Here is a 14392-nt window from a genome sequence, read left to right on the forward strand (position 1 = left end):
GGCGGGGCGGCGGGCACAGCCGCCCCGCCGCTCCTGCACCGGTGACCCCGTCAGCTGGCGCGCAGCGCGCGGCGGGCCGAGTCGGTGCGGCCGGCGGCGTTGGCGACGTCCACCTCGGCGGAGAGCACCGTGGTGCCGGTCGGCGCGGCGAGGACCGGCGCGAAGCGCAGCCGGGCCACGGCGGGGAGGTCGTCCTTCAGGCAGCTCACGCGGGCGAGCAGATCCTCCAGCGCGTCCAGGTCCACGGCGGGCACTCCCCCGACCCCGTCGAGCTTCACGGCCGCGCGGGGGGACCGGACCATGCGCCGGACGTCTTGGTCGGTCAGCGGGGGCACGCGGTGCACCCAGTCCCCCAGCAGGTCCGTGGCGTCGCCGGCCATGCCGAAGGAGACCACCGGGCCCAGGAGGGGGTCCTCCAGCGCGGTCACCATGCAGGGCTGGCCGGAGGGCGCCATGGACTGCACCTCGAGCTCCGTGACGCCGAACGGGGCCAGCACCGCCCGCATCTGGCGCACGTTCTGGCGCAGGGACTCGGCGTCCTCCAGGTTCAGGCGCACGCCGCCGAGGTCGAGCCGGTGGCGGAGGTACGGGTCGACGGCCTTGACGGCCACGGGGAAGCCCAGCTCCTCCGCGGCCGCGACGGCCTCGTCGGGCGTGGTGAACCGCCGCGAGCGCAGCACCCCGATGCCGTAGATCCGCAGCAGCTCCTCGGTCTCCGCCCCGGTGAGGCGGATCAGCTCGGTGCCCTGGGCGCGCTCGAGGGCGCGGTCGACGAGCGCCTCCGCGGCGCGGACGTCCACGTCGGTCAGCTCGATGGGCTCGCCGGCGTCCTCGCGGCGCCAGGCGACGTAGTCGCAGAGCCGGCCGAGCACGGTCATGGCCTTGCGCGGCGAGGGGTACAGCGGGAGTCCCGGCTGGAGTGCGCCGGGCTCGGCGTCGGCGGCAGGGGCGGCGGCCCCTCCGACGCGGGCGCCCCCGTAGCGCGCGGAGACGACGTCCGTGAGACACCCTAGCACGGGCACGGTCGCGCCCTCGGCCACCCGGGCGAGCGCCTGGGCGACCTCGTGCGCCGCGTCCTCGTCCTGGTGCAGGCCGAGGCGGCCCACCACGACGACGGCGTCGCCGTCCCCGGCCGCGAGCGCGGCCTCCACGGTCGCGACGAGCTGCTCGGCGGGCGGGGCGACGCCCTGCTCGCTGTCGCCGAGGCCGTGGGTGGCGACGACGTCGAGGCCGGCGAGGGCGGCGGCGTCGCGGGTGAGTCGGTCCAGGGCGAGGGAGTCCGCGACGACGGCGACGCGGCGTCCGGCGGGCAGGGGCTGGGTGGCGACGGCCATGAGGAGGTCGAGCATGTCCTCGTGGGTCGCGGCCTCGAGGACGCCGGTCTGGTCGAGGAGGGAGTCGACGGCGCCCTCGGGGGCCTGGGTGGTGCGGGTCTCGTGGCCGGGCGGGAGGGCGCGCCCGGTGACGTCGGAGCGGACGACGACGACGGGCTTGGTCCGGGACAGGCGCCGCGCGATGCGGGTGAACTTGCGGGGGTTGCCGAAGGACTCCAGGTAGACGCCGACGGCGGCGGTGTGGGGGTCGTCCTCGAAGAACTGCATGGCGTCGTTGCCGGAGACGTCGGCGCGGTTGCCGGCGGAGAGCGAGGTGGACATGCCCACGCCGCGGCGCTTCATGCCGGCGGTGATCATCGCGCCGACGGCGCCGGACTGGCTGAACAGGCCGACGGGTCCGCGGGAGGCCAGGCCCGGGGACGGCGAGGCGTTGAGGCGGACCTCGGGGGCGGTGCGGACGAGTCCCGCGGAGGCCGGGCCGATCACGCGCATGCCGCGGGCGCGGGCGCGGGCCACGAGCCGGCGCTGGGCGAGCAGGCCGGACTCGCCGGCGTCGGCGTACCCGGAGGTCAGCACGAGCAGGCCCTGGGCGCCGGCCTCGGCGGCCTCGGCGACGACGGCGTCGACCTCGGCCACGGGCACGGCCACGACGACGAGGTCCACGGGCTCGCCGATGTCCTTGAGCGAGGCGTGGGCCGTGAGCCCCTGGACGTCCTCGGCGGCGCGGTTCACGGCGTGCACGCGGCCGGTGAAGCCGGCCTCGAGGATGTGGCGCAGCACGATGGAGCCGACGGCGTCCGCATGGCGGGAGGCGCCGACCACGGCCACCGACTCGGGCTCGACGAGCTCGGCCACCGAGCGGGCCTCCGCGCGGTGCTCGCGGGACTCGACCACGGCACGCCAGCGCGCGGTGGGGTCGATGGGGAACTCGACGGCCACCACCCCGTCCTCGAAGTGGCGCGTCACCTCGAAGCCGGAGTCCTGGAACACGGAGAGCATCTTGCGGTTCTCCGGCAGCACCTCGGCGGTGAAACGGCGGATGCCGTTCTCCCGGGCAGCGACCGAGAGGTGCTCCATGAGGATGGACCCGAGCCCCTGGCCCTGGGTGGCGTCCGAGATGTTGAAGGCGACCTCGGCGGCGTCGGAGTCCCCGTATCGGTCGTAGCGGCCGACGCCGAGGATGCGCCCGCCGCGCTCGATCACGAGGGCGACGCGGTCCCGGTGGTCCACGTGCGTGAAGCGCTCGAGCTCCTTGGCGGACAGCTCGGACTTGAACGTGAAGTAGCGCAGGTAGATGGAGGACTCGGACTGGCCGGCGTGCAGGGCGCGCAGGCCGTCGACGTCGTCCTCGCGGATGGGGCGCAGGCGCGCGGTGGCGCCGTCGCGGAGGACGACGTCGGCCTCCCACTGGCTCGGATACGCGGTCTCGGTGTCGGGCTCAGCCATAGGATTCAGCGTAGACACAAACCGACCCCGTGAGGATCCCCCGCACACCATGACCACCCGATCGAGCCGCTCCCGCACCGCCGAGGCCGACGCCCCGGCCCCCCTCCCCGTGGAGCAGGAGAACATCGTCGACGTCGACGTCTCCCAGGAGATGGAGGCCTCGTTCCTGGAGTACGCCTACTCCGTGATCTACTCGCGCGCCCTGCCGGACGCGCGGGACGGGCTCAAGCCGGTGCAGCGGCGCATCCTGTTCATGATGTCCCAGATGGGCCTGCGCCCGGACCGCGGGCACGTGAAGTCCGCCCGCGTGGTCGGCGAGGTCATGGGCAAGCTGCATCCCCACGGGGACGCGGCGATCTACGACGCCATGGTGCGTCTGGCGCAGCCGTTCTCGCTGCGCCTGCCGGTGGTGGACGGCCACGGCAACTTCGGCTCCCTCGACGACGGTCCCGCGGCGCCGCGCTACACCGAGGCCCGCATGGCCCCGGCGGCCCTCGCCCTGACGGCGGACCTGGACGAGGACACGGTCGACTTCGTCCCCAACTACGACAACCAGTTCCAGCAGCCGGCCGTGCTGCCGGCCGCCTACCCCAACCTGCTGGTCAACGGCGCGGCGGGCATCGCCGTCGGCATGGCCACGAACATGGCGCCGCACAACCTGCGCGAGGTGGTCGCGGCGGCACGGCACCTGCTGGCGCATCCGGACGCGGACCTCGAGGCGCTCATGGCCCACGTGCCCGGGCCCGACCTGCCCTCGGGCGGACGGATCGTGGGGCTGGACGGGATCCGGGACGCCTACGCCACCGGCCGCGGCACCTTCCGCATGCGGGCCACGGCGAGCATCGAGCAGGTCTCGAGCCGGCGCACGGGGATCGTGGTCACCGAGCTGCCGTACGCGGTGGGCCCGGAGAAGGTGATCGAGAAGATCAAGGACGGCGTCCGCGGCGGCCGCCTGCAGGGCATCTCCGACGTCGTGGACCTCACGGACCGCAAGCACGGGCTGCGCCTGGTGGTGGAGCTCAAGTCCGGCTTCAACGCTCAGGCCGTCCTCGCGGCGCTGTACAGGCACACGCCCATGGAGGAGTCCTTCGGCATCAACAACGTGGCCCTCGTGGACGGCCGGCCCCGCACCCTGGGGCTGCGCGAGCTGCTGCAGGTGTACGTGGACCACCGCATGGACGTGGTCCGCCGGCGCACCGTGCACCGGCTGGGTGAGCGCCGGGACCGCCTGCACCTGGTGGAGGGCCTGCTGCTGGCCCTCGTGGACATCGACGAGGTCATCGAGATCATCCGCTCCTCGGACGACACCGCCGCGGCCCGCACCCGCCTCATGCAGGTCTTCGACCTCTCCCAGGTCCAGGCCGAGCACATCCTCGAGCTGCGCCTGCGCCAGCTCACGAAGTTCTCGCGCATCGAGCTCGAGGCCGAGCGCGACGAGCTCGCGGCCGCGATCGCTGAGCTCGAGGCGATCCTCGCCTCCGACGCCCGGCTGCGCGAGGTGGTCTCCGCCGAGCTGCAGGCCGTGGCCGACGAGTTCGGCGACGACCGCCGCACCGAGCTGGTGACCGCGGACGCGGCCGCCTCCGTGGTCTCCGCCCCCGGCGAGCCGGCCCTGCCCGCGGGGACCGGCCCGTCGGACGGCGGCGAGCTGATGATCCCGGACACGGCCTGCTGGGCCCTGCTCACCACCACCGGGCGGCTGCTGCGCACCGTGGACCGCACCCCCCTGGCCCCGCAGGGCCGGCGGCGCAAGCACGACGCGTTCGTCTCCGTGGTGCCGACGACGGCGCGCGGCGAGGTCGGCGCACTGACGAGCACCGGCCGCGTGCTGCGCCTGCAGGCCGTCGAGCTGCCCGCGGCGGAGGAGTCCTCCCCCGCGCCCGCGTTGACGGCGGCCCGCCCCGCGAAGGACCTCGTGCCGCTGGCCAAGGGCGAGTCGCTCGTGGCCCTCGTGCCCCTCGATGCAGTGCTCGCCCTCGGCACCGCGCACGGGGTGGTCAAGCGGGTGCGCCCCGAATGGCCGCTGAACCGGGACGAGCTCACCGCCATCGCGCTCAAGGACGGGGACTCCGTGGTGGGTGCCGCTCCGGCCCCGGACGACGGCGACCACCTCGTGTTCGTCACGCGTGCCGGCCAGCTGCTGCACTTCGCGGCCTCCCAGGTGCGCCCCCAGGGCCCGGCCGGCGGGGGCGTCGCCGGCCTGCGCGTGGGGGCGGAGGACGCCGTGATCGCGTTCGGCGTCGCCCCGGCCGCCTCGATGACCGCGGAGGGCGAGGATCCGGCCGCCCACCCGCGGCCCGCCGTCGTGGTGACGGTGACGGACGGGGACGCGGACCTGCTCGGCTCGGCCGGCGGGTCCGTCAAGGTCACCCCCCTGGGCGAGTACCCGGTGAAGGGCCGCGGCACCGGCGGCGTGCGCGCGCACCGACTGCTCAAGGGCGAGACCCACCTGACGCTCGCGTGGGTCGGCGCCTCCCCGGCCCTGGCCGCCTCGAAGGCCGGCGTGGCCCGCGCCCTGCCGGTCGAGTACGGCCGCCGCGACGGCTCGGGCGTGCCCGTGGACCAGCGCGTCGAGGCCGTGGGCGCCGGGGCGTCCCCCGAGCTCGTCGCGGCCGCCCCCGTGGACGACTCCGGCGTGGAGGTCTCGGCGGACTGACGCCGGCGCCCCGGCCGGGCGGGCCGGGGTCAGGGGTGACCGGCCGCGTCTCCTCCGAGCCGGACCCGGACGTCCGCCGCGGCGGCCACCCGCGGATCGTGGGTGGCCACCACCGCGATCCGCCCGGCCAGCGCGCGGCGCAGGTCCGCCATGAGCGCGAGGGCCTCGTCCTGGCCCACGTGGGCCGTGGGCTCGTCCAGCAGCACGACGTCGGCGCGGGCCACGAGGGCGCGGGCGACGGCCAGGCGCTGTCGCTCGCCGCCGGAGAGGCGGTCCCCGCCGGGGCCGACGGGGGTGTCCAGCCCGTCCGGGGCGGCGTCGAGCCAGCGGCCCAGGCCGACGAGGCGCAGCGTGTCCGCGAGTTCGGCATCGGTGGGGGCGTCGTCGGCGTCCCGGGCCAGGGCCAGGTTGCCGCGCACGGTGGAGTCGAAGACGAGCGCGTCCTGCGGGGTCCAGGCGACCCGCGCCAGGGCGGCCGGGTCCGCCGGGGCCTCGCGGCTCACGCCGTCCCGCTCGACGGTGAGCAGGTGCCGGCCGGCGGTCGGCGTCAGGAACCCGAGCAGGACGGCCAGCAGAGTGGACTTGCCCGCCCCCGAGGGGCCGGTGACGGCGGCGGTCTGCCCGGATTCCAGCGCGACGTCGAGGCCGGACCACAGCACGCGCGTCGAGCCCGGATAGGCGTAGGCGGCGTCCTCCAGGCGCACGCCCGTGATCCGCCCGGCCGGTGCGGACGACCCCGCGGCCGACGCTGCCGCCTCGTCCGGGGCGGCGGACGTCGCGCCGGATGCGGCCTCGTCCTCCACGCCGAGCAGACCCGCGGCCTGCCGCGCCTGGTCCACGAGGGTCCCGGTCTGCTGCGCCGCCTGGGCGAGGGCGCCGAGGGGCTCGGCCCAGGACAGGGCGAGGAACACGACGAAGGCGGCGACCGGCGTCGACGTGCCGGTCTGCGTGGCCGTCAGGGCGGCGGCCAGGGCCGCCCCGCCGGAGGCGAGGACCGCGAGGGCCCGGCCGAGGCCGGCCACCCAGGCGGCCCGCCGTTGCGGCCTCTGCAGGTCTTCGTCCCACGCGGTCAGGGCGGCCGCGGCCTCACGCGTCCGGCCGAGTCCGTGCAGGTCCGGGGCCGCGCCGAGCACGGCGGAGACGCGGTCCAGCAGGGCCGCGCGCCGCCGCGCCGTGAGCAGGGTGTCGCGGCGGTCCAGCGCGGCCACGACCACGGGGATGACCAGCAGCCCCACGGCCCCCGGGACGAGCGCCGTGACGGCGAGCTCGGGGGCCAGCCCGCCGATCAACAGGGCGGTGACGGCCCACGCCAGCACCGCGGCCGGGACGGGCACCAGCACGCGGGGCGCGGCGTCGCGCAGGGCGTCCACGTCGGACAGGAGCACCGAGAGCGCGCCGTCGGCCCGGGAGAGCCGGCTCCACAGGGCCGGGCGACGGCCCATGGCGTCCCAGAGCCGCAGGCGCAGCTCGGAGGCCCAGCGCAGCACGGCGTCGTGCGTGGCCAGGCGGTCGGCGTAGCGGAACACGGCGCGGAACAGGCCGAACCCGCGCACCAGGACGATCACGGAGAGCAGATAGAGGATCGGCGGCCGGCCCGCCGCGGTGACGATGAGCCAGCCGGACAGTCCCGCGAGCAGGGCGGCCGCCAGGTGAGTCAGGGTCGCCCATCCGACGCCGGCCCACAGCCGGGGCGCCCCCCAGGGCAGCACGGCGAGGACGGCGCGCAGGCTCGGCCGACCCTCGGAACCCTCCCCCCGCGGCGCGTCGGGAGCGTCCCCGGGCCCGGCATCGTCCGGCGCCCCGGCCGCGAGCGGCGGCCCGGCGGCGTCCGGGTCGGCGTACGGGGCGGCGTCCGCGCCCGGCGCGAGGGGACGGCCCTCCACGTCCACGAGGGCGTCCGCAGCCCGCTGCAGGACCGGGTCGTGCGAGGCGGCCAGGACGGCGGCCGGCGGCGTGGGCAGGCCCGGCACGGCACCCCGGGCGAGCGCGCCCACGGTGGCCCGGACCACGGCGGCCGAGGCGTCGTCCAGGTGGGCCGTGGGCTCGTCGAGGAGCACAAGCCACGGCCGCGTCTCCACGGCCGTTCGGTCGGCGGCGAGGCGGGACATCGCCCGCGCGAGGGCCACGCGCCGCTGTTCCCCCGGACTGAGCTCGTGCGGGGCCCGCGCACCGAAGTCCGCCAGCGCCGCGGCCCGCAGCACCTCACGCCGGACCGGGGCCGCGAGCGCTCCCCCGGCGGCCGCGTCGAGCTCGGCGTCCACGGTGGCCTCGAGGAAGCGGGGATGCTGTCCCACCCAGAGGGTGCGGTCCGAGTCCACCCCGGCCACGGTCCCCGAGACGGCGACGTCGGGCGTCCGGAGCACGCCGGCGAGCAGGTGCAGGAGGGTCGACTTGCCCGCGCCCGAGGCCGAGCCGAGCACCGTCAGCCCGCCGGGGCGCAGGGTCAGGTCCGCCCCGCGCACCACGGGGCGCGGACCGCGGGAGACGGACACGTCGCGCAGGAGGACGGTCCCCGCGGCGGGGGTCCGGTCGTCCATCCCGTCGTCCATCCCGCCGTCCGTCCCGTGGTCCTGGCCGGTCTCGGGGCCGGGCCAAGCCAAGGAGGCGAGGGCCGGCGTCGGGACGGGCTCGGCCACGGCGGCCGCCGCGCGCTCCGCGGCGGCCCGGCCGTCCTCGGAGGAGTGGTATGCGGAACCGACCTCGCGCAGGGGCAGGTAGACCTCGGCGGCGAGCACGAGCACCACGAGCCCGGAGTACAGGTCCATCTGCCCGTAGACCAGCCGCACGCCGATGAACACGGCCATGATCGCCACGGACAGGGACGCGATCAGCTCGAGCGCGAGGCCGGAGACGAACGCCGTGCGCAGGGTGCCCAGGGTGGCCGCGTGGTACCGCTCGGAGGCCTTCTCGAGGGCGCGTCGCTGGACGCCGGCCCGGCGCAGCCCGACCAGGACGGGCAGGCCGCGGGCCAGCTCGAGCAGCTGGCCCGAGATGCGGTCGAGGCCGTCCTGGGCGGCGGCGATGCGCTCCTGGGTGTGCCGACCGATCAGCACCATGAAGAACGGGATCAGCGGCACCGTGAGCAGCACGACGGCCGCGGACACCCCGTCCCGGGTCAGGATCCACACGCCGAGCATCGGGGGGACCACGGCGGCGGAGGCCAGGGCGGGCAGCACCTCGGTGTAGTAGTCGTCCAGGCCGGCCAGCCCGTGCGTGACGAGCACGGCGTCCGCGCCCGAGCGGGGCCGGGTGCCGTCCGTGGCGGCGAGCCGATGCGCCACCAGCTCGCGCCGGATGCCGACCTGGGCGCCGAGGGCGGCGCGGCGGCCCGCCACGTGCTGGCCCTGGTCCGCCAGGGCGCGCAGCACCACGCCCGCGGCCCCCAGCACGACGACGCCGGCGACGTCCGCCACGGGCCCCACCGGGCCGACCGGGGCTGGGGGCATGAAGAGCAGCTGGAACAGCTGCGCGGACGCCTCCGGGTCCAGGGTCATGGCCAGCGAGGTCAGCAGCCGGGCCAGCGACTCCGCCAGCAGGATCCAGCCGAGCGCGCGCACGCCGGCCAGCAGCGCCATGACGCCGACGGCCCGGCGGGCGCGGCGGTCCAGGCCCGGGCCCGGGCCGCGTCCCGCGCGGACCCGGCCGCGGCGCCGGGGTGGGCGGTCGGTCACACGGGCTCCACGATGTGGGACTCGGGGATGTGCGTCTCCTTCACGCGGTGGCGGAACACCCAGTAGGACCACGCCGAGTACGCCAGCACGATCGGGACGAACACGAGGCTGACCACCGCCATCACGCCGAGCGTGTAGGAGCCGGAGGAGGAGACCTGGGCCGTGAGGTCGTACGCCCGGTCCACGGCGGACGGCGTCAGGACCGGGAACTGGGCCACCATGACGGCGCTCCAGGTGGCGGCGGCGAACCCGGTCAGCCCGGCCAGGGCCACGCCCTCGCGCCCGGCGCGGGCGGCGAGCACGGAGACGAGCACGGCCGCCAGCGCCAGGAGCAGGAGGATCCACGCCCCCGGGCGGTCGCCGCGGACCAGGACCGCGAGCGCCCACACGAGCATCGGCAGCACGGCCACCGGCGTCCAGGTGCGCAGGAAGCGCGCCGCGGCGACGCGCGGGGCGCCGTCGGTCTTCAGGCCGATGAAGGCCCAGGCCTGGGCGATCGAGAAGCCGACCACCGCGAGGCCGCCGAGCACGGCCCAGCCGTTCAGCCACGCGGAGGGGCCGCCGACCCGGTCGCCGTGGGCGTCCAGGGGCAGGCCGGTGGTGGTCAGGGCGAGCATCGCGCCCACGATGAACGCCGCCAGGAAGGAGCCGACGGCCAGGCACCAGGTCCAGATGCCGCGGACGCGGTCGGTCTGCGCCTTGCCGCGGTACTCGATCGAGACCGCCCGCAGGATCAGGGCGAACAGCAGCAGGAGCATGGGGATGTACAGCGTGGACAGCAGGGCGGCGTACCAGAACGGGAACGCGGCGAACATCGCACCGATCGCGGTGATCAGCCACACCTCGTTGCCCTCCCACACGGGGCCGATGATGTTCAGCAGCACGCGGCGTCGGCGCTCGTCGCGCGCCCACGCCTGCATGAGCATGCCCACGCCGAGGTCGAAGCCCTCGAGGGCGAGGTAGCCGAGCCAGAGCACGGCGATGATGACGAACCAGTAGACGGGCAGGGCCTCGGTCATGGGAGCGGTCCTCTCTCTCCGTGTCGGGGGTCAGTAGGCGAACGCGAGCACGTCGTCGCGGTCGTGGCGGTCGTCGTCGGGGTCGCGGTGCTCGTCCGCCGTCAGCTCCGGCATGCCGGCGGGGACGCCGCCGCGCACGTAGCGGGCCAGCAGGGCGACCTCCACCACGAGCAGGACGGCGTAGAGGACGACGAACACGATCAGGGACGTGAGCACCTCCTCGCCGGAGACGCCCGGGGACACGGCGGCGGCGGTGAACATGTAGACCTCATCGACGCCCATGGCCGGGTTGGGGTAGACGACGAACGGCTGGCGGCCCATCTCGGTGAAGACCCAGCCGGCGACGTTCGCCGCGAAGGACGCGCCGATCGAGGCGACGGCGGTGATCATCCAGGGCTTCGAGTCCGGCACCGTGCCCTTGCGGGTCATCCACAGGGTCAGCGCACCGGCCAGGGCGGCGAGGCCGCCGAAGGTGATCATCAGCCGGAAGCCCCAATAGGTCACCTCCATGAGCGGCAGATAGGAGATCTCCTGGCCGGCACGCTCGCCGTACATCGGGTCGTCCGGCAGCTGCGTGCCGTAGCGCGCCTCGAACTGCGGCAGGAGGGTGGTGATGCCCGGCACCGGCGTCGTGAAGTCGCTGTAGGCGAGGAAGGAGAGCAGGCCGGGGATCTCGATCACGCCCGTGACGTCGTCGCACGTCGTGGCGCCGGGGGTGTTCACGTCGCCGAGGGTGAGCACGGAGAACGCGGTGCCGTCGTGGCAGGCGGCCTCGGCGGACGCCATCTTGGTGGGCTGGTAGTGGATCATCTGCTGGGCCTGGGCGTGGCCGGTGAACGCGGTGCCCAGGAAGCCGACGATCACGACGGCCGCGCCGGCGCGCAGCGAGGTGATCCACACGCGGTGGTCCAGCGCGTCGCGCGCCTTCGAGCCGGTCGTCCCGACGACGACGCGCCCCTCGGCGTCGACGGTGTCGATCCCGTCGCGGCGGCGCTTCCAGAGGTGGTACCAGCTGATGCCGAGCAGGAACCCGCCGGCCACGGCCCACGAGCCCGCGATGGTGTGCGGGAAGTGGGTGAGCACGATCGGGTTGGTCAGCACGGCGACGATGTCGTTCAGGACGGGGCGCCCGTCCACCACCTCGTAGCCCACCGGGTGCTGCATGAACGCGTTGGCGGCCATGATGAAGTAGGCGGAGAGGTGGGCGCCGATCACGGCGCACCAGATCGCGGCGAGGTGGAGCCTGCGGGGCAGCCGGTCCCAGCCGAAGATCCACATGCCCAGGAACACGGACTCGAGGAAGAACGCGATCAGGGCCTCGAGGGCGAGCGGGGCGCCGAAGACGTCGCCCACGAACCGCGAGTACTCGGACCAGGCCATGCCGAACTGGAACTCCTGCACCAGGCCGGTGGCCACGCCCATGATGAAGTTGATGAGGAAGAGCTTGCCCCAGAACTTGGTCATCCGGAGGTAGTGCTCGCGTCCGGTGCGGACCCAGAGGGTCTGCAGGACGGCGACGACGAGGCCGAGGCCGATGGTCAGCGGGACCATGAGGAAGTGGTAGACGGTGGTGATGCCGAACTGCCACCGCGCGAGTTCGAGGGGATCCACGGTGAGGTGCTCCTGGGACGGCGGACGGCCGGGGATGCGGCCGGGGGATCCCGTCCAGGGTAGCCCCTCTTCTACACCGTGTAGAACATGGTCCGTGGCGAGTCGATCGCCTAGGATCGTGGACCGTCCGCTCCCCGCCCGCGCCGATCCCGGAGGTGAGACCATGGCCCGTGCCCGCCTCGAGGGCGCCGTCCTGGACGCGCTCTGGGACCACCCCGACGGCCTGACCGCCCAGGAGCTGCGCGTCCGCCTCGAGCGGGAGGACGGAGCCCCCGCGGTCACCACCGTCCTCACCGCCCTCTCCCGCCTGACGGCCAAGGGCCACGTCCGCCGGGTGGGCGCCCGCCGCCCCCAGGTGTTCGCCGCCGCCCGCACCCGCGAGCAGCATGCGGCGGGACTGCTGCAGGACATCCTCGGGTCCAGCCCGGACCACGAGGCGGTGCTGGCCGCCTTCGTCGGCGGCATCTCCGACGCGGACGCGGCCGCCCTGCGCCGCCTGCTGACCTGAGCGGGCACCGGGGTGTCCTTCTCCGTGCTCGTCCTCGCGGCGGTCGCCCTGTGCCTCGCCGGGCCCGTCCCGGTCCTGCTCGGGCGGGCCGCCTGGCCCTCGCGCTCCCCCGGGCTGGCCGTGCTCGCCTGGCAGGCGGTCGCCCTCGCCGGTGGGCTCGCGCTCGTGGGCACGCCCCTCCTCTGGGGGCTGCACCCCTGGGGGGACGGCCTGCTCGACGCCGTCCCCGCGCTGCTCGCCGACCTCACCTCACCGGACTCCGGCATCGCGCGGCCGGGATCGGCGCCGGCCGAGGTGCACCTGCTCGCCGTCGGCGCCGGGCTGACGGTGGCCCTGCACCTGCTGCTCACCACCGCGGTCACGGCGCTGCGCACCCTGCGCGCCCGGTCCCGGCACCGGGCGGCGCTCGAGCTGATCGCCACGGACCCCGAGCGCGCCGACGACTGGCCCGGAGGCCCCCGCGGGGCGCGCGAGCTGCCCGTGGACCTGCCGTTGGCCTACTGCGTGCCCGGAGTCCCCGGCGGCGGCACCCCGCTGACCGTGGTCTCCCGCGGGCTCCTGGAACGGCTCTCCCCGGAGGAGCTGCGCGCCGTGCTCCTCCACGAGCGCGCCCACCTGGCCCAGCACCACGGGCTGCTCCGCCTGGCCTTCGCCAGCTGGGCCCGGGCCTGCGCGTGGCTGCCCTCGGCCGAGACGGCGCGCGCCGGCGTGGTGCTGGTGACGGAGATGCTCGCCGACGACGCGGCCCGCCGCACCGCGCCGGCCCCCGTCCTCGCCCGCGCGCTGGCGCTCACGGTCCGGCCGGCCGAGGCCCCCGGCGCCTCGGCGTCCGGGCCGGATGCCGAACCGGACGCGGAGTCCGGGGGGCTCGGGCGCCGCGTGGCGCGCCTGCTGGACCCGCCGGCCCCGGTGCCGGGCGCCGTCGCGGGGGCCGCGGCGGCGGCGTGCCTGGCACTGCCCCTGGCCGTCCTCGCGGTGATCCTCGGTCCCGCCTGACCTCGTCCTCCATGCCGCCGGCGAACGGAGGACCCCAGGCCAGGTCACCCCCCGGGTGCTCCGTTAGAGTGAACGGACCGCTCGGTCCGGGCGGTCACAGCCCCCCGAGCAGAATGGTCCAGGTCCCCCACGTGTCCGGTAACGCCAGCTTCGAGTTCTCCCGCGCCGCCCTCCTGTCCGTGACCGAGGTGCAGGCCCCACTCGAGGTGACCTCGGACGACCTGGACGAGCAGCTCGCCGACGTCCTCACCCGCCTGCGCCTGCCACGGCACCTGCTCGAGCGCGTCGCGGGCGTGAAGGTCCGCCGCGCATGGGACGCGCAGAAGGACTTCCAGCAGGCCGCGGCGGAGGCCGGCACCGCCGCCCTGGCCGCCGCCGGCGTGGCCCCGGGGCAGGTGGGCCTGCTCGTGAACACCTCCGTCACCCGGGCCACCCTCGAGCCGTCCGTGGCCGTGCGGATCCACGACCTGATGGGCCTGCCCACCTCCGCCACGAACTTCGACATCACCAACGCGTGCCTGGGCTTCGTCAACGGCCTCATGCTCGCCTCCACCATGGTCGACGCCGGCCAGATCGACTACGCCGTCGTCGTCGCCGCCGAGGACGCCTCCAAGGTGCAGGCCTCCACCGTGGCGAACCTGCACGCCGAGACCACGGTCCGCGGCAACTTCATGGAGCAGTTCGCCTCCCTGACCCTGGGCTCCGGCGCCGCGGCCGCCGTGGTGGGCCGCACGGATGAGCACCCGGACGCGCACCGGATCCTGCGCGGCATCACGCGCGCCGGCACCGACCACCACCAGCTGTGCGTGGGCGACCACAACGGGATGTTCACCGACTCCAACGCGCTCCTGAAGGACGGGCTGGAGCTCGTCATGGACGCGTGGCACGACGTGCCCGCGGAGTGGGGCTGGGACCACGCCGCGCGCTACGTCACCCATCAGGTCAGCCAGATGCACACGGACGCCATCTCCGAGTCCGCGGGCATCCCCCTGGAGAAGCTGCCCACCACGTTCCCCGTGCTGGGCAACGTGGGCCCGGCCTCCCTGCCCATCACCCTCGTGCGCGAGCAGGACTCGCTCCGGCGCGGGGACGCCGTCGTCTGCCTGGGCGTGGGCTCGGGCCTGAACACCGCCATGCTCGAGATCCAGTGG

The 14392-nt window shown here is 75.5% G+C and carries 8 protein-coding genes; 4 read left to right on the forward strand and 4 right to left on the reverse strand.

Annotated elements, in window-relative coordinates; translation table 11 throughout:
* Positions 1-50: 50 nt before the first annotated feature.
* Positions 51-2780 (reverse strand): GNAT family N-acetyltransferase, encoded by a 2730-nt coding sequence (locus MHY29_RS01825; RefSeq protein ID WP_239238055.1) that lies wholly within the window; start codon positions 2778-2780, stop codon positions 51-53.
* 49 nt (positions 2781-2829) lie between these two features.
* On the opposite strand from MHY29_RS01825, the gene MHY29_RS01830 reads away from it, so the two are divergent.
* A complete protein-coding gene (locus MHY29_RS01830) occupies positions 2830-5436 on the forward strand; it encodes a DNA topoisomerase (ATP-hydrolyzing) subunit A (RefSeq protein WP_224354715.1) in 2607 nt (868 codons plus the stop codon).
* Between the two features lie 29 nt (positions 5437-5465).
* Here MHY29_RS01830 and cydC read toward each other — a convergent pair whose 3' ends face one another.
* From cydC to MHY29_RS01845, 3 genes are read right to left on the reverse strand one after another with little or no spacing between them, the layout of a single operon-like run.
* The gene (cydC, locus tag MHY29_RS01835) at positions 5466-9107 is read right to left on the reverse strand and encodes a thiol reductant ABC exporter subunit CydC (protein ID WP_224354714.1); all 3642 of its coding nucleotides are present in this window, start codon (positions 9105-9107) and stop codon (positions 5466-5468) included.
* On the reverse strand, positions 9104-10126 hold the full coding sequence (gene cydB / locus MHY29_RS01840) for a cytochrome d ubiquinol oxidase subunit II (protein WP_224354713.1): 1023 nt from the start codon (positions 10124-10126) through the stop codon (positions 9104-9106). The genes cydC and cydB overlap by 4 nt, the downstream gene beginning before the upstream one ends.
* 30 nt (positions 10127-10156) lie before the next feature.
* A complete protein-coding gene (locus MHY29_RS01845; protein ID WP_224354712.1) occupies positions 10157-11737 on the reverse strand; it encodes a cytochrome ubiquinol oxidase subunit I in 1581 nt (526 codons plus the stop codon).
* Between the two features lie 118 nt (positions 11738-11855).
* Between MHY29_RS01845 and MHY29_RS01850 the strand changes: the two genes are divergently transcribed.
* The 3 genes from MHY29_RS01850 to MHY29_RS01860 form a co-directional block, all read left to right on the forward strand.
* Positions 11856-12245 carry a BlaI/MecI/CopY family transcriptional regulator gene (locus MHY29_RS01850; RefSeq protein WP_350354976.1) on the forward strand — a complete coding sequence of 130 codons (390 nt, stop codon included), beginning with the start codon at positions 11856-11858 and terminating at the stop codon, positions 12243-12245.
* 12 nt (positions 12246-12257) lie between these two features.
* Positions 12258-13241, forward strand: coding sequence for a M56 family metallopeptidase (locus MHY29_RS12440; RefSeq protein WP_224354711.1), 984 nt, complete (start codon positions 12258-12260; stop codon positions 13239-13241).
* 113 nt (positions 13242-13354) lie between these two features.
* The coding region (locus MHY29_RS01860; RefSeq protein WP_224354710.1) for a 3-oxoacyl-ACP synthase III at positions 13355-14392 on the forward strand (1038 nt) is incomplete at its 3' end.

This window comes from Micrococcus sp. ACRRV, assembly GCF_022346985.1.
GTDB classification, from domain to species: Bacteria; Actinomycetota; Actinomycetes; order Actinomycetales; family Micrococcaceae; genus Micrococcus; species Micrococcus porci.